Origin of the sequence: Nocardioides szechwanensis, from assembly GCF_900103935.1 — a bacterium.
Lineage (GTDB): Bacteria > Actinomycetota > Actinomycetes > Propionibacteriales > Nocardioidaceae > Nocardioides > Nocardioides szechwanensis.
Genome location: NZ_FNIC01000002.1, coordinates 267,005 through 284,696 on the forward strand (window position 1 = coordinate 267,005; position 17,692 = coordinate 284,696).

Below are 17,692 nucleotides of genomic sequence, written 5' to 3' on the forward strand. Positions count from 1 at the left end.
GGCTGAGTCAGGGCACCAGCGACAGCGTGCCCAGGGCGCGGATCGCGGCGCACGAGCGCGCCACCATGGTCGCGAACATCCGGTCGCCGCGCTCGCTCCGGGTGCCGTAGGCGCAGCCGAACGTCGCCACCAGCGGCCCCTGGACCATCGCGAACCGGTAGTCGTCCCAGCACTCGTCGAGGTCGTGACCGCTGACGCCGTACGACATGAGGGCGCCGTGGTAGGCCGCCACCAGGTCGCGCTCGTGCGCACGCCGTACGTCGGGATCGAGCGACGTCCCGACGAAGTAGGCGAGGTCGCGAGCAGGCAGCCCGAGCGAGAGCGTCTGCCAGTCGAGCGCGACCGAGTCGGGCGCCCCGTCGGGCGCGAACATCAGGTTGTCGAGGCGGTAGTCGCCGTGCACCAGCGCGTAGCGCTCGCTGCGCGCCAGGCTCCACGGCCCGACGACCTCCGCGCACTCGCGCAGCGTCACCTGGTCCTCGGCCGAGATCAGGTCGCCGAGACCGTCGATGAACAGCTCGGTCGTCGGCGGCGCGAGCTCGACGAGCAGCGCGACGTCGTCGGGGCCCTGGCGGGTGAGGTTGTCGAGGTCCTCGAGGGTCGGGTCGCACCAGCGCGGCCCGTGCAGGCCGGCCAGGTTGACCACGGCGTCACGGGCCTGGGCGACGGTGCAGCCCGCGATCTGGTCGCCCTGCCGTGCCGGCGCGAGGTCCTCCATCACCAGGGTGAAGTCGCCCGAGCCCGGCGACATCGCGGCGTAGTGGCAGGCCGGCACGCGGATGGCGAGGGTCGGCGCGATCTCGGCGTAGAACAGCAGCTCGCCGCGGTAGGCGCCGGCGAGCAGGTCACGCGAGCCCTGGTCGGCGGCGGGGAGCTTGACCAGCACCGAGGCCGGGAGGTCGTCGCCGGTGAGCGCGAGCCGGTAGCAGGTGCCGATCTGGCCGGTCCCGACCTGGCTGGCGCTCACCGAGTCGACCCGCCGGCCGAGCGCCGCGCCGACCCACTCGGCGGTGAGGCCCTCGAGCTCGGTGACGACTCCGGCACTCACCGCATCCACCCGGGGTTGGCGGGCAGGGTGGGCAGGTCGGGCCGCAGCGAGCGGTAGGCCTCGAGGACCGGTGCCAGCTCGGTGGGGGTGGCGCCGTGCAGCACCACGCTGTCGGCGCCCGCGGCGAGCTGGTCGAGCACCCGCTGTGCGCAGGCCGCGGCGCTCCCGGTGGCGGAGGCGGCCAGCCACTCGGCGGGCAGTACTTCGTCGCGCAGGTAGCTCAGCTGCTCGGTGGTGCCGACGGCGTCGAACGCCCCGGCGTACCCCTGGACGAGGGGGTCGTCGCGGAAGCGCTGGAGGTCGGCGAGGTCCCAACCGTTGGCCCGCACCAGCACCTCGCCATAGCCCTGGAGGTAGGTCGCGAGCCGGCCCACGAGCTTGCGCAGTGCGAGCTCCTCGGGGATGGACTCCTCGACGACGGCCAGCACCGCCCAGACGCGTACGTCGGACGGGTCGCGGCCGGCGGCGCTCGCCGCGTCGCGGATCCGGGCGACCGAGCGGGCCAGCGTCTCGTCGCCCAGGAACGTGTGCAGCACGACGCCGTCGGCGACGCGGCCGGCGAGCTCCAGGGAGCGGTCGCCGATCGCCATCATCAGCACCGGGATGTCCTCGTCGAAGCTGCTGTCCTGGCTCAGGTAGGGGTAGGTCCCGGCGGGCCCGTCGTGGCCGAACGCCTCGCCGTGCCAGAGCCGGCGGTAGATCCCGACCGCGTCCTCCATCTGCGCGCCGGTGATCCGGGGGAGCCCCATGACGTCGAAGAGCAGGTTGAAGCCGCGGCCGAGGCCGAGCGCGTAGCGGCCGCCGGTCATCCGGTGCAGGGTGGTCGCCATCGTCGCGGTCACCAGCGGGTGCCGGGTGTTGTGGTTGGTGGCGGCGGTCGCGATGCCGATCGTGGTCGAGGCGGCAGCCGCCGCGCCGGCCAGCACGGCGGCGTCCTTGAGGTTGAACCGCTCGGAGAGGAAGACCGAGCCGAGCCCCAGTCGCTCGGCCAGCCGGACCTCGGGGATCAGGTCGGCGGGGCTGCTGCTGTGCCCGGCGAGGCCGTAGCAGGCCAGCTCGGGGAACTCCTGCGTCTGGGGAGGGGTGAGGGCGGTCACACCGGCGGACGCTAGCAGAAGTTGACGCGTGTCAACTGACAACGCCTCAACCCAGGAAGACCGGGTTGGTCATCGCGACCATGGCCAGCCCGGGCACCCCGTCGAGCGGGTTGACGACCGGGGCGCCGTCGAGACGGCGCACCTCCGCCCGGACGAACGGCGTGACGCCCGCCGGCACCTGGACCGTTACGGTCGCCCCGCCGTCGGTCGTCACCGCGCCCGCGAGCGGCCCGAGCGGTCCGTGCACCTGGGCCACGCAGTTGGGCGCCCCGGAGACCTCGAGCCGGACGTCGACCAGGTCCGTCGGCGCGGCCGTGAGCCGGTCGCCGCACGAGACCGTCGTACCCCCCAGCGAGGCCTCGAACGTCAGGTCCACGTCCGACGACTCGGCGAGCCAGGAGCGCCCGAGCTTGAGGGCATGTACGACGGCAGCGGTCGACAGGGTGCTCGCGCGGACGACGGTCTGGGCCTGGCCCACGGTCTGGCTCTCGTTGTGGGCGTCGGAGTTGCCGATCACCGGCACGAACCTGCCCTCGACCAGCATCGTGTGCCAGTGCTCGACGCCGACCTGGTCGTCGAGCGTCCACGGGCCGTTCCAGATCTCGACCGCGTCCATCGCGGCGTAGTCGTAGCCGAAGTCCCACTTGGTCGCCGGGATCGGCACCCACGGGTGGCACGCGATCGCCATCCCGCCGAGCCCGCGCACCCGCTTGGTGAACCTGGCGAGCTGCCCGTCCTCGGCCCGGTAGCGCCAGTCGACCCACGCGCCGGCCGGGACCCCCATCGCCAGCCAGTGCCCGGTACGGGTCGTGACCTCCTCGCCGCACAGCACCAGCAGCGGGTCGCCGGGCTTCACGTGCCGCCCCCAGGTGAGGCCGGCCGAGCTGGTGTTGTGCTCCGAGGAGCCGATGAAGTCGAGCCCGGCCGCGCGCGCGTCCCGGACGAGCCCTGCCTGGGTCCGCTTGCCGTCGGAGTGGACGGTGTGGAGGTGCAGGTCGCCGCGGTACCAGCCCGGCCCGGTCCCGCGGACGGCGCGCGGTGGCGGCTGCGGCCGGAAGCGGCGCCCGGGGCGCCCGAAGTGCAGCGTGACGGTCACCGACCACTCGACCCCCGGCGGCACGATCGCCACCGGGCCGAGGATCACCTGCCACACGCCCGGCGTGATCGGCCCCGCCAGGTAGCCCGGCGTGGCACCGCTGGGGCTGATCCGGAACTTCTTGCGCGCACCGCCCGACCAGCCGCGGAACCCGTGGGCGTCACCCAGCCCGTGGCCCGAGGGGTCGAAGATCCCGATGTCGATCACGTTGAGGCTGAAGCCGGCTCCGGTGTTGGTCGACTCGTAGTCGTAAGCGATCTCGATCGCCCGCACTCCGCGAGGCACCCGCACCGGCAGGTAGTGCCAGTCGGGGGTGTTCGCCCCGGTGAACCGGCCGCCGAACCGCAGCGTGCGCGTCGTGCCCGCCGCCGCCGGTGCGACGCCCTGCGCCGCGGCGTACGTCGCCACCCCGGCGCCGGCGAGCAGCAGGGAGCGTCGGTCTGGCCCGGGATGGTGATCCGCGTGGTGGTCGCACACACCGGACCAACGACCTCGTCCGGGGGGTGTTACGTCAGAGAGGGCCGCCGGTCGCGCCGGTCCCGACTGCGGTGACCATCGAGACCTCGAGCGGCTTGCGCTCCCCGACGAATCGCTTCTGCACCCAGGTGGCCACCCCGGTCAGCAACAGGTTCACCACGATGTAGATGACCGCCAGCACGAACACCGTCGGCACCTGGTTGCCGCCGAAGTCGGGGTCGCCGTAGATCTGCTTGCCGACGAACGTCAGGCCGGGGGCGGCCACGGCGTAGCCGAGGCTGGTGTCCTTCAGGGCGACCACGCACTGGCTGATGATGGCGGGGAGCATGATCTTGACCGCCTGGGGTAGCAACACCACCCACATGACCTGGCTCTTGCGCATGCCCAAGGCGTACGCCGCCTCGCTCTGTCCCTTGGGAACTGCGAGGACCCCGGCCCGGAACACCTCGGCCAGGACCGCCCCGTTGTAGACGGTCAGGGCGAACACCACGCTCCAGTAGGCGCCGCTGACGCCGCGGTCGATGCCCCAGGAGTAGAAGACCAGGATCATCACCAGCAGCACGGGGACCGCGCGCCAGAACTCCACGACGGCCCAGCACGGCCACCGCACCCAGGCATGGTCGGAGAGCTTGCCGATGCCCAAGATGACGCCGAAGACGACGGCGGCGATGACGGCAGAGAACGCCATCTTGAGGGTCTCGAGCAGCCCGTCGACCAGCAGCGTCTCGAGGTAGACGGGGCTGACGAAGGGCTCCCACTTGCGGTACTCGAACTGGTCGCTGTCCGCGAGCCGCCAGACGAAGAACGCGGCGACGCCGAGGACGAAGACGAGCCCGATCACGCTGTAGAGACGATGGCGCGCGACGGTCTTCGGCCCCGGGGCGTCGAACAGGATGCTGGTGCTCATGCGATCCGCCACCGCCTCTCGAGCCGGTTGGCGAAGAGGGACAGGATCTCCACGAGCACGACGAAGATCAGGGCGAACGCGATGAAGAGGGAGATCCGCTCCGGGGCGTTGTCGTTGGTCAGGCCCCTCATCCGGGCGAAGGCTTCGACCACGCCCAGCGCGCCGGCGACCGTGGTGTTCTTGAGCAGGGCGATCTGCACGCTCGCCATGGGGGGCAGTGCCGCCCGGATGGCCTGCGGCAGCACCACGGTCCGCATCACCCCGCCGAACGGGAGGCCGATCGCGCGGGCCGCCTCGGCCTGCCCGAGCGGGACGGCGTTGATGCCTGCGCGCAGGGCCTCACACACGAACGCCGACGTGTAGACGGTGAGTCCGACTACGCAGGCGGTGAACACGTTGTTGAGGCGAACGTCCCCGATCGTGATGTCGACGAAGTTGAACTTGATGCCCATCTTCGGTCCGGCGATCCGGAAGAAGATGAGCACGATCAACAGCGGGGTGTTGCGGACGACAGTGACGTAGGCCGTGCCGGCGAGGCGCAGCACGGCCACCGGCCCCACGCGCAGCGCGGCCAGGAACGTGCCCAGCACCATCGACAGGACGCCGCTGATGAGGAAGAGCAGCAACGTGTAGCCGAAGGCGAGTGCCACGGCCTCACGGTTGTCCCAGACAACGTGCACGTGTCTGCTCTCCTCACCTAGCGTCTGAGTCGTGCCGGTCGGTCGTCCTGGTCAGTGGTGCGAGCTCAGGCGCACTCGTCCAGGGCCGGCGGCTCCGGGGTCTCGACGTCGTCGCCGCCGAGGGTGGCCTCGAACGCTGCCTCCCAGGCGCCACTCTCGAACGACTCGGTCAGGACCTCGTTGATCCACTCGCACATCTCCGGCGACTCCAGGCTGTAGCCGACGCCGATCCGCTCCTCGGAGAACTCCTCGCCGACGACCTTCAGCTCGCCGTCGTTCTGGGCGGCGAGACCCAACAGGATCGTGCCGTCGGTGGACATGGCGGGCACGGTGCCGTTGAGCACGTCCTCCGCGCACTGCGAGTAGGTCTCGGCGGGAACACCGATGGCGCCGGCGGCCTCGACATTCTCGAGGGACGTCGAGCCCGTCACGGAGCAGACCTCCTCGCCCTCGAGTTCCTCGATGCCGGTGATGTCACTGTCAGCGGCGACCAGCACCTGCTGGCCAGTGATCATGTAGGGGCCGGTCTGGCCGACGACCTGACGACGCTCCTCGGTGATGGAGTAGGAGGCCAGGACCAGGTCGACGCGACCCGACTCGAGGTAGGGCTCGCGGTTGTCGGAGATCGTCTCCTCCCAGGTGACGCTGTCGGAGTTGGGGTCGATCCCCAGGTCCGCCACCAGCAGCTTGGCGATCTCAACGTCGAAGCCCTCGGGCACGTCCGATGCGGCGTCCTTGAACCCCAGGCCGGGCTGGTCGTACTTCACGCCGATCGTGATCTCTCCGGCCTCGGCTAGGGCCTTCATCGCGGTGCCGTCCTCGAAGTCGTCGGCGGCGTTCTCCTTGACCTCGACGTCGGGCGCGCTCTCGTTGTCCTCGCCGGCGTCGCCGCAGGCGGCGAGGCTGAGGCTCAGCCCGAGTACCGCGATCGCGGCCTTGATCCTCGTGTGTCGCATATCCGCAATCTCCTTCAGTGCTTGAGGATCTTGCCGAGGAAGTCCTTGGCCCGATCGCTCGTGGGGTTGGTGAAGAACTGCTCGGGGGTGTTCTCCTCGACGACCTGGCCGTCGGCCATGAAGAGCACGCGGTCGGCCGCCGTCCGGGCGAAGCCCATCTCGTGGGTGACGACGACCATGGTCATGCCCTGCTTGGCGAGGTCGACCATGACGTCGAGGACCTCTTTGATCATCTCCGGGTCCAGGGCCGAGGTGGGCTCGTCGAAGAGCATCACCTTGGGGTCCATCGCCAGCGCGCGGGCGATCGCGACGCGCTGCTGCTGGCCGCCGGAGAGCTGGGCGGGGTACTTCGAGGCCTGGTGGCCGATCCCGACCCGGTCGAGGAGCTCGTTGGCGCGGGCCTCGGCCTCGGCCTTCGACTTCTTGCGGACCTTGATCGGGCCGAGCGTGACGTTCTCGAGGATCGTCTTGTGGGCGAAGAGGTTGAAGCTCTGGAACACCATCCCGACCTCGGCGCGGTGCTTCGCGAGGGCCTTGCCCTCCTGCGGCAGCGGCTCCCCGTCGAGCGTGATCGTGCCCTTGTCGATGGTCTCGAGCCGGTTGATCGCGCGGCACAGCGTCGACTTGCCCGAGCCCGACGGGCCGATGACCACGACGACCTCGCCGCGGTGCACGGTCAGGTTGATGTCCTGGAGCACGTGCAGCTCGCCGAACCACTTGTCGACCTTGTCGAGCACGACGAGCGGCTCGCCCGGCTCGTCCTCCTGCATCGTCATGCGGGGACCCTAGCCGCAGGTAGTCCGTTCGGGCTATGTCGTGACTAGTGCGATGCCGTCTCGTGACCTAGGAATTCGGGGGCGAGACCCGACGGTCGTACCCTTTCGGGGTCATGTCAGCCACGCTCGCGAGCCCAGCCCGCACCTACGAGGTCCGCACCTACGGGTGTCAGATGAACGTCCACGACTCCGAGCGCCTGACCGGGCTGCTGGAGACGGCGGGCTACGTCGCTGCTGCGGCCGACACCCAGGCCGACGTGGTCGTCTTCAACACCTGCGCCGTGCGCGAGAACGCCGACAACAAGCTCTACGGCAACCTGTCCCACCTGGCGCCGATCAAGGCCGCCAACCCCGAGATGCAGATCGCCGTCGGTGGCTGCCTGGCCCAGAAGGACCGCGCCACGATCACCGCGAAGGCGCCGTACGTCGACGTCGTGTTCGGCACCCACAACATCGGCTCGCTGCCGGTGCTGCTGGAGCGCGCGCGGGTGCAGCAGGAGGCGCAGGTCGAGATCCTCGAGTCGCTCGACGTGTTCCCGTCGACGCTGCCGACCAAGCGCGAGTCGGCGTACGCCGCCTGGGTGTCGATCTCGGTCGGGTGCAACAACACGTGCACGTTCTGCATCGTCCCGGCGCTGCGCGGCAAGGAGAAGGACCGCCGGCCCGGCGACATCCTGGCCGAGATCGAGGCGCTGGTCGCCGACGGCGTCTCCGAGGTCACCCTGCTGGGCCAGAACGTCAACGCCTACGGCGTGGAGTTCGGCGACCGGCAGGCGTTCAGCAAGCTGCTGCGCTCGTGCGGGGAGGTCGAGGGGCTGGAGCGGGTGCGGTTCACGTCGCCGCACCCCGCGGAGTTCACCGACGACGTCATCGAGGCGATGGCCGAGACCCCCAACGTGATGCCGTCGCTGCACATGCCGCTCCAGTCCGGCTCCGACCGGGTGCTGAAGGAGATGCGCCGGTCCTACCGGTCCGCGAAGTTCCTCGGGATCATCGAGCGCGTGCGCGCCGCCATGCCCGAGGCCGCGATCACGACCGACATCATCGTCGGCTTCCCGGGCGAGACCGAGGAGGACTTCCAGGCCACGCTGGACGTCGTGCGCGAGGCGCGCTTCGCGGGTTCCTTCACGTTCCAGTACTCCAAGCGTCCCGGCACCCCGGCGGCCACCCTCGACGGCCAGATCTCGCCGGCGGTGGTCAAGGACCGCTACGGCCGCCTCATCGACCTCGTCAACGAGATCGCGTGGGAGGAGAACAAGCGCCTCGTCGGACGCAGCGTCGAGCTGATGGTCGCGGAGGGCGAGGGTCGCAAGGACGCCGCCACCCTGCGGCTGTCCGGCCGCGGCCGCGACAACCGCCTGGTGCACTTCGCGGTCGATTCGGTGGTTGAGGAGCGAGCGCCAGCGAGCGTCTCGAAACCCCGGCCCGGCGACATCGTCACCGTCGACATCACGTACGCCGCCCCGCACCACCTGGTGGCGGACGGGCCGGCGACGGTACGTCGTACCCGATCCGGCGACGCGTGGGACGCCCGCCAGGGTGCGCCCGTCGGCGTCTCGCCGGGTGTCACGCTGGGCATGCCCACGCTCGGCGTACCTCTGCCGCTCCCCGACGCTCCCGCGTGCCGCTGACATGACCGCCGACGCCCCGACCATCCTGGCCACCTCCGGCGGCATCGTGGCCGGGTCCCGCACCCGCTGGGAGGTCGGCCCGCTCACGCACCACGCCGTCGAGCTCGCCGGCGTGACCGGCCGCGCGCCGAAGGTCTGCTACCTCGGGACCGCCGGCGGCGACTCGACCGAGGGCATCCGCAACTTCTACGACATGGCGCAGCTGGCCGGCTGGGCACCGTCCCACCTCCAGCTGTTCACGATGCCCAACGTCCCCGACATCCGCGAGCACCTCCTCGCCCAGGACGTGATCTGGGTGTTCGGCGGCAGCGTCGCCGGACTGTTGGCGATGTGGGAGCTGCACGGCGTCGGCGAGGTCATGCGCGAGGCCTGGCAGGCAGGCGTCGTGCTGACCGGCGTCTCGGCCGGCTCCATCTGCTGGCACATCGGCGGCACCACCGACTCGTTCGGCCCCGACCTGCGCCCGATCACCAACGGCCTGGCCCTGCTGCCCTACTCCAACGGCGTCCACTACGACTCCGAGGCGCAGCGCCGCCCGCTCTTCCAGTCCCTGATCGCCGACGGCTCCCTGCCCGCCGGCTACGCCACCGACGACGGCGCCGGCCTGCTCTACCGCGGCACCGAGATGGTCGAGGCACTCCGCGAGACCGACGGCGCCGGCGCCTACTACGTCGAGCGTGGTGGCGCCGCCGGCACCGCCGTCGAGACCCCCCTCGACACCCGCCGCCTGCGCTAGGTTCGGTGGGGATTGCCGGCGGCAGTTTTGCCGGTCGACCGGCGAAACTGCCGCCTGACCGACGAAGTTCCAGCGGTCAACGTCCAGAAACGCCGGTCGACCGGCGAAACCGGACCGAACGGCAGCGAGCCGCAGCCTCTCAGCCGGAGCGGGGGTCCTTGCTGGAGTAGCCGGCCTTGGGCTCGAGGCCCTCGGGGGTCGGTTCGGGGTTGCCGGTCGACTGCTCCGGTGGGGTGTCGGCGTCGGGGTCCGGCTCCGGGGGGCTGGAGTCGAAGACGCCGGTGGTGCCGTGCTGGCCGGGGCCGGTGGGGCCTTCGCGCTCGCTGCTGACGCCCATGCCGTCCTCGGCGGGGTCGGGCCGGTCGCCGCTCATGCGGGGTTCTCCCGGTCGGCCTCGTCGGCGGCACCGGTGTTGTCGTCGTCGGAGTCGTCCTCGGTGGCCTCGGTCGAGGTGTCCTCGCCCTCCTTCACCTCGTCGGGGAGGGCGTCGTCGACGGCCGGGTTGTCCTCGGGCGTGAGGTCGGCGGGGACCGGCTCGGCGTCCCCGTCGGTGTCGGGGACGGCGTCGACACCGCCGGGGTTGGGCTCGCCGGGCTCGATCTCCGGCTCGGGCTTGGGTCCGAGATCCGCGTCAGGCATGGGGGCTCCTCAGAATCCGAAGGTGGTGTACGGCACGGAGGTACCCGTCCGGATGCCGTCCAACACGGCCCGCTCGTGGGGTACGACGGGGTCGGGCAGGTCGTCGAGCCGGCACCAGCGCAGCTCGGCGCACTTCTCGGGCTCGACGATGCGCGGCTCGCCGGACCACGAGGTGGCGGTGAAGAAGAAGTCGATCCGCTCGTCGATCGGCTCGGCGTGGGCGGTGCGCTGCATCGAGGTCACGAACTGCAGGAACAGGTGGCCGACGCCGATCTCCTCGCTCGCCTCGCGAGCAACGGCGGCGTACGCCGTCTCGCCACGCTCGACGTGGCCGGCCGCGGCCGCGGCCCAGTGGTCGTCCATGTAGCCGGTGTTCTGCCGGAGCTGGAGGAGCACCTCCTGGCCGCCGGACCCGTCGGGACCCTCGCGCAGCAGGAACAGGTAGGCCGCCGGGACGACGACGAAGCGGCCGTGGGAGGGGTCGGTCACTGGGCCCTCACTGGGACGGCTGGTCCACGCTGGTGCCGGCGTTCTCCTCCTGGAGGTCGCTGGTGTGGGCGTCGTCGTTCTCGTCCGGGAGCTCGCTGCCGTGCTCACCCGGAGGGTCGACGTCCATCGGCACGTTGTCGGTCGGCTCGGCCTGCGGCTCGCCCTTCGACTCGCTCACTTGATGTCGTCGTTCTTGCTGTCGAGCTTGTCCAGCCCGTCCTTGGCCGCACCGGTCGCCTTGGCGATCTTGTCGGTGTGCTTGCCGCCGGTCTTCCTGTCGGCCGCGGAGGCGGCCTTGTCGATGCCGTCGGCGATCTTGTCGCCGTGCTTGTCGACCGCGTCGGTCAGCTTGCCCTTGGCCTTGTCCAGGAAACTCATGTCGCTCCTCCGTCGGGTGCGGTGCTGTGCTGTCTGCGTTCGGTCCTTGCCACACTAGCCACATGCCTGCACCGCCGATCGTCGCGCTCGTGGGGGCGACGGCGTCCGGCAAGACCGGGCTGTCGCTCGACCTCGCCGAGCGTCTCGGCGGCGAGATCGTCAACACCGACGCGATGCAGGTCTACCGCGGCATGGACATCGGTACGGCGAAGGTCCCGCCGGCCGAGCGCCGCGGGATCCCGCACCACCTGCTCGACCTGCTGTCGGTGCGCGAGCCGCTGAGCGTCGCGCACTTCCAGGAGCAGGCGCGCGACACGGCCACCCGGCTCCGCGAGCAGGGCCGGACGCCGGTCCTGGTCGGCGGTAGCGCGCTCTACACCCGCGCGATCCTGGACCGCTTCGACTTCCCCGACACCGACCCCGCCGTCCGCGCCCGGTGGGAGGCCGAGCTCGCCGCGGTCGGGCCGGCCGCCCTGCACGCCCGCCTCGCCGAGACCGACCCCAAGGCCGCGGCGAAGATGGAGCCGCTCAACGGGCGCCGCGTCGTCCGCGCGCTCGAGGTCATCGAGATCACGGGCGCCCCCTACTCCGCCTCCCTGCCCGAGCTCGAGTACGCCGACCCGCGCAGCGTCCAGATCGGCCTGCTGATCGACCGGCCCACCCTGGACGTGCGGATCGAGCAACGGGTCGGCGAGATGTTCGAGGCCGGCTTCGTCGACGAGGTACGCCGCCTCCTGGACGAGGGCCTCGCGGAGGGGCTCACCGCGCGCCGGGCGATCGGCTACCGCGACGTGGTCGCGCACCTCGCCGGTGACCTCAGCCTCGACGACGCCCGCCAGCGAACGGTCTTCGCGACCCGCCGGTTCGCGCGCCGCCAGGACTCGTGGTTCAAGAAGGACCCGCGGATCGTGTGGCTGCCGTTCGACGCCCCCGACCTCGCCGACCAGGCCCTGGCCGCGCTGCCGAGCTAGGGCACGCCCCTGGGCCCAACTGGGCAAGAACGGTCGGGCGCGGACCGGCTGGTTGCGTCCACACTGGTCCGCATGGACGGACGTGACCGGCTCCGCGAGCTGCTCGACGCGGTGCTCGACGAGGACAACCGGACCCTCGGCGACATGGCCGGCGACGCCCACTCCTCGCCGTACCACTTCAGCCGGTCGCTGACCCGCGACGCCGGCGAGCCGCCGGTGGCCATGAAGCGCCGGGTGCTGCTCGAGCGCGCCGCCTGGCGCCTGCGCGGCGGGACGACGGTCACCGACGCGGCGTTCGAGGCCGGTTACGAGTCCGTGGAGGGCTTCAGCCGCGCCTTCCGCCGCGCCTACGGGCACGTGCCCAGCCAGGCCCTGGCCGCTACGACGAGCGTCGGCCACTGGCTGCCGGCCCCCAACGGCATCCACTTCCACCCTCCCATGTCCCTGTGGGTGCACACCCAGGAGCAGTCCATGGATCCCCTGACCGACCTGATGATCCAGCACGACCTCGACGACAGCCGCGACCTGATCGCGCTCGCCAAGGGGCTGAGCGACGAGGACTACCGCCGCGAGGTGCTTTCGGCACACGCGGCCCTGAGCTGGGACGGCGCCGACACCTCGATCGCCGCCGTGCTCGAGCACCAGGTGTGGACCAAGGAGGTCTGGCTGGCCGCGATCGAGGGCGCCGACATCCCGCCGCGCGACGGTGACGACCCGGCCTCGCTGCTTGCCCGGCACGACGCGGTCGCCCCGCGCTGGCTGGCAGCCGTACGCGACATCGACCAGCGGGGGGCCTGGGAGGACCGCCTCATCGACGCCCTGTGCGACCCGCCGGAGAGCTTTGTCCTGAGCAGCGTGGTCGCCCACGTGCTCACCTTCGCCGCGCACCGGCGCCAGCTCGCCCGCCTGCTGATGCGCGCCAACGGCCACGAGGTCGACCACGGCGACCCGATCGAGTGGCTGCGCGCACGGACGGGGGTGTCCTGATGGGCCGCACGACGTACTACACGGCGACCACGCTCGACGGGTTCATCGCCGACGAGCACGACTCGCTCGACTGGCTCTTCGTGCAGGACCAGGACGAGGCCGGGGCGCTCAACTACGACGGCTTCATCAAGGACATCGGTGCGATCGCGATGGGTTCGACGACCTACGAGTGGGTGGCCGCCCACAACGCCAGGACCGGCGACGCGTGGGCCTACGACATGCCGGCCTGGGTGTTCACGCACCGCGAGCTGGAGCCGATCGGCGACGGCATCACGTTCACCTCGGCGCCGGTTGTCGACGTGCACGCCGAGATGACCGCAGCCGCCGGCGACAAGGGGCTGTGGGTGGTCGGCGGGGGAGACCTGGCCGGGCAGTTCGCCGACGCCGGGCTGCTCGACGAGATCGTCACCTACATCGCGCCGGTGACCCTGGGGAAGGGACGCCAGATCTTCCCGCGCCGCTACGACCTGCGGCTCGTGGAGCTGGCCCAGAACAAGGCGTTCGCCTGCGCGCGCTACGAGGTCGTCGGCCCCCGCGGTGGGCCTACCCTCGGGGCATGAGCCTGCCCACGCCCGGACCCGACCGCACCGCCGTCGTCACCGGCGCCTCCTCCGGGATCGGCGCCGAGATCGCAAGGGACCTGGCCCGGCGCGGCCACCAGGTCACGCTGGTCGCGCGCACGGTCGCCAAGCTCGACGAGCTCGCCGCGGAGATCACCGCGGCCGGCGGCCGGGCCGACGTGATCGCGGCCGACCTGACCGATCGTGCGGCACGCGCCGAGTTGGTCGACCGGGTCACCGCCCTGGGCCTGGTCCCCGACATCCTGGTCAACAACGCCGGCTTCTCGACGCTGGGCCCGGTCGCCAAGGCCGACCCCGAGGAGGAGATGCGGATGGTCGAGGTCGACGTCGTCAGCGTCGTCGACCTGTGCACTCGCTTCCTTCCGGGCATGGTCGGACGTGGCCGCGGAGCCGTCCTCAACGTCGCCTCCACCGCGGCCTTCCAGCCGTTGCCGGGCCAGGCGGGGTACGGCGCCGGCAAGGCGTTCGTACTGTCCTACTCGCAGTCCCTGGCCGGTGAGCTGCGTGGCAGCGGTGTCACCGCCACCGCGCTCTGCCCCGGGCCCGTCGACACCGGCTTCGGCGCGGCTGCCGGCTTCTCCAAGGAGGACGCCGAGAACGCGCTCCCCGCGGTGATGTGGGTGCCGGCGACCGAGGTGGCGAAGGCCGGCGTGGACGGGATGGCCAAGGGGCGGCTCGTCGTGATCCCCGGGCTCGCCAACCGCGTGGGTGCGGCGCTGTCCCAGGTGGCGCCGCGCAGCGTCCTGCTGCCGATCCTCGCGCGCAGCCACCCGGGCCTGCGCGAGTAGATCGACCAGTAGATTGGGGGCGTGACGACTGCCGCCTGGACCGAGATCACCACGGCCGACGAGCTCGTCGGCTTGCTGGGGGAGCCCAACGAGCGGGCAGCCAACAAGGGGCGGACGGCCCTGCTCGACGTCGACCGCGACTGGCTGGCGGCGTCGCCGTTCTGCGTGATGGCCACTTCGTCGGCCACCGGCATCCTGGACGCCTCGCCCAAGGGCGACCCGGCCGGCAGCCTGGTCCACGTCATCGACGACGCCACGATCGCGCTGGCCGAGCGCCCCGGCAACCGCCGGGCCGACGGCTACAGGAACATCATCGACAACCCCCACGTGGGCCTGTGCTTCGTGATCCCGGGCCGCGGCGACACCCTGCGGATCAACGGCCGCGCCCGGCTGGTCTGCGACGCGCCGTTCTTCGACGACCAGGTGGTCAAGGGACACCGGCCCCTGCTGGCGGTGGTCGTCGACATCGAGGAGATCTTCTTCCACTGCTCCAAGGCGTTCCTGCGCTCGCAGCTCTGGAAGCCCGAGACCTGGGACCCCACCGGCCGCGTGCCACGCCGTGCCGTCCTCGCGCACGACGTCGAGCCGAACGGCATGACCGTCGAGGAGCTCGACGTCTACTACGGCCCGGGCTACGAGCGGGGGCTCTACGCATGAGCTACCCCTTCCTGAAGGGGCACGGCACCGAGAACGACTTCGTGCTGCTGCCCGACCACGACGGCACGGTCCACGGCGACCTGGACCCCGCGCGGGTGCGCGCCCTGTGCGACCGGCGCGCCGGTATCGGCGGCGACGGCGTGCTCCGGGTGCTGCGCCGCGACGGCGGCTGGTTCATGGACTACCGCAACTCCGACGGCTCGCTGTCGGAGATGTGCGGCAACGGCATCCGTGTCTTCGGTCTCCACCTGGTGCAGGAAGGGCTCGCCGACCCGACCCAGCCGCTCGAGGTCGACACCCGCGACGGGATCAAGGTCCTGACCTTCGACGGCGACCGGATCACCGTCGACATGGGCACCCCCCAGGTCCTCGGCGACTCCGAGGTCGCCGTCCCCGGCCACACCTGGACCGCCACCCACGTCGACGTCGGCAACCCGCACGCGGTCGCGTTCGTCGACGACCTCGCCGAGGCCGGCCCGCTGCTCGACGCCCCCACGCACGACCCCGGCGTCTACCCCGGGGGCGTCAACGTCGAGTTCGTCGTACGGCGCGGCCCGCAGCACGTCGCCATGCGGGTGCACGAGCGCGGCTCGGGCGAGACCCGCGCCTGCGGCACCGGCGCCTGCGCGGTGATGGTCGCCGCGGCCGTCGCCGACGGGGCGCCGCGCGACACGGCGTACCGCGTCGACCAGCCGGGCGGCAGCCTCTCGATCATCTGGACCGCCGACGACCGGGTGCTGATGACCGGCCCCGCGCAGATCGTGGCCCGCGGCACCACCGACCTCTGACCCACCCGAACGGGGGCGACCACTAAAGTCCGCTGCATGGAACTCACCGGATCTTCTGCCATCGTCACCGGCGGCGCGTCGGGCATCGGCGCGGCCGCCGCGCGTGCGCTCGCCGCCAAGGGCGCCACCGTCGTGGTCGCCGACCTCCAGGCCGACAAGGGCGAGGCCCTGGCCGAGGAGATCAAGGGCGTCTTCGCCCAGGTCGACGTGACCAACACCGAGCAGATCGCCGCCGCGGTCAAGGCCGCCAGTGACATCGCGCCGCTGCGCGCCGTCGTCAACTCCGCCGGCATTGGCTGGGCGCAGCGCACCATCGGCCGCGACGGCCAGCTCGAGTCGGCCCACTCGCTCGAGGCGTTCACGAAGGTCGTGCAGATCAACCTGATCGGCACCTTCGACATGGTCCGCCAGGCCGCCACCGCGATGAGCCAGAACGAGCCCGACGAGGACGGCTGCCGCGGCTCGATCGTCAACCTCGCCAGCGTCGCGGCCTTCGACGGCCAGATCGGCCAGGCGTCCTACTCCGCGTCCAAGGGCGGCGTGGTCGGCATGACCCTGCCGGTCGCGCGCGACCTGTCGGCCGCCGGCATCCGCCTCAACACCGTGGCGCCCGGCCTGATCGACACCCCGATCTACGGCGAGGGCCCCGACTCCGACGCCTTCAAGGAGAACCTCGGCAAGAACGTGCTGTTCCCCAAGCGCCTCGGCACCCCCGCCGAGCTGGCCAGCATGGTCGTCGAGTGCCTCACCAACGCCTACATGAACGGCGAGGTCGTCCGCGTCGACGGCGGCATCCGCATGCCCCCCAAGTAGCCGCTCACACGTTGACCCGCCCGAAACTTTCGGGCGGGTCAACGAGGTCGGTGAGGTCGAGGACGAGGTCGGCTCGGGAGGCTGCCGCCTCGATGAGTACGGCGTTGGGCTGGTCGACCCGCTCGACCCACGCGCGGGCCTCGGCCGGGCTCTTGCCGAACGCCACGTGGCGCGCGACCAGCCGCTCGAGCCGCAGGGCCTCGTCGGTGACGACGTGCCAGACCGTGTCGAGCTGCTCGCGCACCCGCGGCCAGGCGCCGTCCTCGAGCAGCAGGTAGTTGCCCTCGGTCACCACCAGCGCCGCGTCGCCGCGGATCGGCAGGGCCCCGGCGAGCGGCTGCTCGAGCCCGCGCTCGAAGCTCGGCGCCATCACCAGCGGCTCGCGCCCGCGCACCCGCGCGAGCAGGGCGGCGTACCCCTCGGCGTCGAAGGTCTCCGGCGCACCCTTGCGGTCGCGCAGCCCGCGCCGGACGAGCTCGACGTCGGCGAGGTGGAAGCCGTCCATGGGTACGACGGTCGCGCGGCGGCGGGCGCCGAGCAGCGCGGCCAGCGTGGACTTGCCCGCGCCCGGGGCGCCCGTGATCCCCAGCATCCGCCCGGCGATGGCGGGCAGGTCGTCGGGCGTCACGAGGGCCAGTGTTACGCGGCGCGGCCCATCCGCGCGAGCAGCCGGGTCTGGCGCGGGGCGTCGTCGGACACGTCGAGGGCCGGGGCGCACACGCCCTCGTGGTAGAGGTTGTCGCCGAAGCCGTCGAGTGCCGAGTCGATCCGGTCCATGTCGCCCTCGGTCCACGCCGGCTCGCGGCCGAGGGCACGTGCGAGGTCCCAGCCGTGGACCAGCAGGTCGAAGCCGTAGAAGCGCGCCATCGTGTCGGCGACCGTCGTACGACCGAAGAAGCCGTCGTACTCGCTCGCCGCGAAGGCGTCGTCGGACAGCGCGTCGCGGACCGCGCTCAGGTGTGCGGCCCACCGCGCGTCGGGAGGGCCTGCTGGGCGCTCGCCCAGGTCGGCGCCCCGTTGGGCGAGGAAGTCGCGCTGCGTGTCGACCACGTGGTCGACGACGTCGGCGGCGGTCCAGCCCTCGCAGGGACTGGCGGCAGCCCAGTCGGCTGCGGGGGTGGCCACGAGGTCGGTGAAGGTGTCGGCGTCGGAGAGGAACTCGTCGATCTGGGTCATGCCGCCCACTCTGGCCGGTGA

Annotated in this window: 23 protein-coding genes; 9 read left to right on the forward strand and 14 right to left on the reverse strand. The window is 71.7% G+C overall.

What is annotated here, in order from left to right; genetic code table 11:
* Positions 1-7: 7 nt before the first annotated feature.
* The 7 genes from BLR90_RS06500 to BLR90_RS06530 form a co-directional block, all read right to left on the reverse strand.
* Positions 8-1,048, reverse strand: a complete 1,041-nt coding sequence (locus BLR90_RS06500) for a phosphotransferase (RefSeq protein WP_091023708.1) — start codon at positions 1,046-1,048, stop codon at positions 8-10.
* Entirely contained in the window at positions 1,045-2,145 is a 1,101-nt protein-coding gene (locus tag BLR90_RS06505) for a TIGR03857 family LLM class F420-dependent oxidoreductase (protein WP_091023710.1), read from the reverse strand. Before BLR90_RS06505 ends, BLR90_RS06500 begins: the two co-directional genes overlap by 4 nt.
* 46 nt (positions 2,146-2,191) lie before the next feature.
* On the reverse strand, positions 2,192-3,718 hold the full coding sequence (locus BLR90_RS06510; protein WP_091023711.1) for a CehA/McbA family metallohydrolase: 1,527 nt from the start codon (positions 3,716-3,718) through the stop codon (positions 2,192-2,194).
* Between the two features lie 34 nt (positions 3,719-3,752).
* Complete coding sequence (locus tag BLR90_RS06515) at positions 3,753-4,625, reverse strand: amino acid ABC transporter permease (protein ID WP_091023713.1); 873 nt, start codon at positions 4,623-4,625, stop codon at positions 3,753-3,755.
* Entirely contained in the window at positions 4,622-5,305 is a 684-nt protein-coding gene (locus BLR90_RS06520) for an amino acid ABC transporter permease (protein ID WP_091023715.1), read from the reverse strand. The genes BLR90_RS06515 and BLR90_RS06520 overlap by 4 nt, the downstream gene beginning before the upstream one ends.
* Positions 5,306-5,370: 65 nt before the next feature.
* Positions 5,371-6,261 carry a glutamate ABC transporter substrate-binding protein gene (locus BLR90_RS06525; protein WP_091023717.1) on the reverse strand — a complete coding sequence of 297 codons (891 nt, stop codon included), beginning with the start codon at positions 6,259-6,261 and terminating at the stop codon, positions 5,371-5,373.
* Positions 6,262-6,275: 14 nt separating this feature from the next.
* Positions 6,276-7,031 (reverse strand): amino acid ABC transporter ATP-binding protein, encoded by a 756-nt coding sequence (locus BLR90_RS06530; protein WP_245715215.1) that lies wholly within the window; start codon positions 7,029-7,031, stop codon positions 6,276-6,278.
* A gap of 119 nt (positions 7,032-7,150) precedes the next feature.
* Between BLR90_RS06530 and miaB the strand changes: the two genes are divergently transcribed.
* The gene (gene miaB / locus BLR90_RS06535) at positions 7,151-8,668 is read left to right on the forward strand and encodes a tRNA (N6-isopentenyl adenosine(37)-C2)-methylthiotransferase MiaB (protein WP_091023721.1); all 1,518 of its coding nucleotides are present in this window, start codon (positions 7,151-7,153) and stop codon (positions 8,666-8,668) included.
* 1 nt (position 8,669) lies between these two features.
* Positions 8,670-9,404 (forward strand): Type 1 glutamine amidotransferase-like domain-containing protein, encoded by a 735-nt coding sequence (locus tag BLR90_RS06540; protein WP_091023723.1) that lies wholly within the window; start codon positions 8,670-8,672, stop codon positions 9,402-9,404.
* 139 nt (positions 9,405-9,543) lie between these two features.
* Here BLR90_RS06540 and BLR90_RS06545 read toward each other — a convergent pair whose 3' ends face one another.
* From BLR90_RS06545 to BLR90_RS06560, 5 genes are read right to left on the reverse strand one after another with little or no spacing between them, the layout of a single operon-like run.
* Positions 9,544-9,777 carry a hypothetical protein gene (locus BLR90_RS06545; RefSeq protein ID WP_091023725.1) on the reverse strand — a complete coding sequence of 78 codons (234 nt, stop codon included), beginning with the start codon at positions 9,775-9,777 and terminating at the stop codon, positions 9,544-9,546.
* Positions 9,774-10,043, reverse strand: a complete 270-nt coding sequence (locus BLR90_RS06550; RefSeq protein WP_091023727.1) for a hypothetical protein — start codon at positions 10,041-10,043, stop codon at positions 9,774-9,776. The genes BLR90_RS06545 and BLR90_RS06550 overlap by 4 nt, the downstream gene beginning before the upstream one ends.
* A gap of 9 nt (positions 10,044-10,052) precedes the next feature.
* Positions 10,053-10,532, reverse strand: a complete 480-nt coding sequence (locus BLR90_RS06555; RefSeq protein ID WP_091023729.1) for an NUDIX hydrolase — start codon at positions 10,530-10,532, stop codon at positions 10,053-10,055.
* A gap of 7 nt (positions 10,533-10,539) precedes the next feature.
* Positions 10,540-10,710: a hypothetical protein gene (locus BLR90_RS20930; RefSeq protein WP_170254275.1), complete on the reverse strand. Its 171-nt coding sequence runs from the start codon at positions 10,708-10,710 to the stop codon at positions 10,540-10,542.
* Complete coding sequence (locus BLR90_RS06560; RefSeq protein WP_091023731.1) at positions 10,707-10,910, reverse strand: antitoxin; 204 nt, start codon at positions 10,908-10,910, stop codon at positions 10,707-10,709. Before BLR90_RS06560 ends, BLR90_RS20930 begins: the two co-directional genes overlap by 4 nt.
* 62 nt (positions 10,911-10,972) lie before the next feature.
* On the opposite strand from BLR90_RS06560, the gene miaA reads away from it, so the two are divergent.
* From miaA to BLR90_RS06595, 7 genes are all read left to right on the forward strand, one after another.
* Positions 10,973-11,881 (forward strand): tRNA (adenosine(37)-N6)-dimethylallyltransferase MiaA, encoded by a 909-nt coding sequence (gene miaA / locus BLR90_RS06565; RefSeq protein ID WP_091023733.1) that lies wholly within the window; start codon positions 10,973-10,975, stop codon positions 11,879-11,881.
* 72 nt (positions 11,882-11,953) lie between these two features.
* On the forward strand, positions 11,954-12,868 hold the full coding sequence (locus tag BLR90_RS06570) for a helix-turn-helix domain-containing protein (RefSeq protein ID WP_091023735.1): 915 nt from the start codon (positions 11,954-11,956) through the stop codon (positions 12,866-12,868).
* A complete protein-coding gene (locus BLR90_RS06575; protein WP_091024506.1) occupies positions 12,868-13,428 on the forward strand; it encodes a dihydrofolate reductase family protein in 561 nt (186 codons plus the stop codon). The genes BLR90_RS06570 and BLR90_RS06575 overlap by 1 nt, the downstream gene beginning before the upstream one ends.
* Complete coding sequence (locus tag BLR90_RS06580; RefSeq protein WP_091023737.1) at positions 13,425-14,237, forward strand: SDR family NAD(P)-dependent oxidoreductase; 813 nt, start codon at positions 13,425-13,427, stop codon at positions 14,235-14,237. The genes BLR90_RS06575 and BLR90_RS06580 overlap by 4 nt, the downstream gene beginning before the upstream one ends.
* 21 nt (positions 14,238-14,258) lie before the next feature.
* The gene (locus tag BLR90_RS06585) at positions 14,259-14,894 is read left to right on the forward strand and encodes an MSMEG_1061 family FMN-dependent PPOX-type flavoprotein (RefSeq protein ID WP_091023739.1); all 636 of its coding nucleotides are present in this window, start codon (positions 14,259-14,261) and stop codon (positions 14,892-14,894) included.
* Positions 14,891-15,682: a diaminopimelate epimerase gene (gene dapF, locus BLR90_RS06590; protein ID WP_091023740.1), complete on the forward strand. Its 792-nt coding sequence runs from the start codon at positions 14,891-14,893 to the stop codon at positions 15,680-15,682. Before BLR90_RS06585 ends, dapF begins: the two co-directional genes overlap by 4 nt.
* 36 nt (positions 15,683-15,718) lie before the next feature.
* Positions 15,719-16,495, forward strand: coding sequence for an SDR family oxidoreductase (locus tag BLR90_RS06595; protein ID WP_091023742.1), 777 nt, complete (start codon positions 15,719-15,721; stop codon positions 16,493-16,495).
* Between the two features lie 4 nt (positions 16,496-16,499).
* Here the strand turns inward: BLR90_RS06595 and BLR90_RS06600 are convergent, their stop codons facing one another.
* Positions 16,500-17,123: a nucleoside/nucleotide kinase family protein gene (locus BLR90_RS06600; protein WP_245715191.1), complete on the reverse strand. Its 624-nt coding sequence runs from the start codon at positions 17,121-17,123 to the stop codon at positions 16,500-16,502.
* Between the two features lie 11 nt (positions 17,124-17,134).
* Complete coding sequence (locus BLR90_RS06605; protein WP_091024509.1) at positions 17,135-17,671, reverse strand: TIGR03086 family metal-binding protein; 537 nt, start codon at positions 17,669-17,671, stop codon at positions 17,135-17,137.
* Between the last annotated feature and the right edge of the window lie 21 nt (positions 17,672-17,692).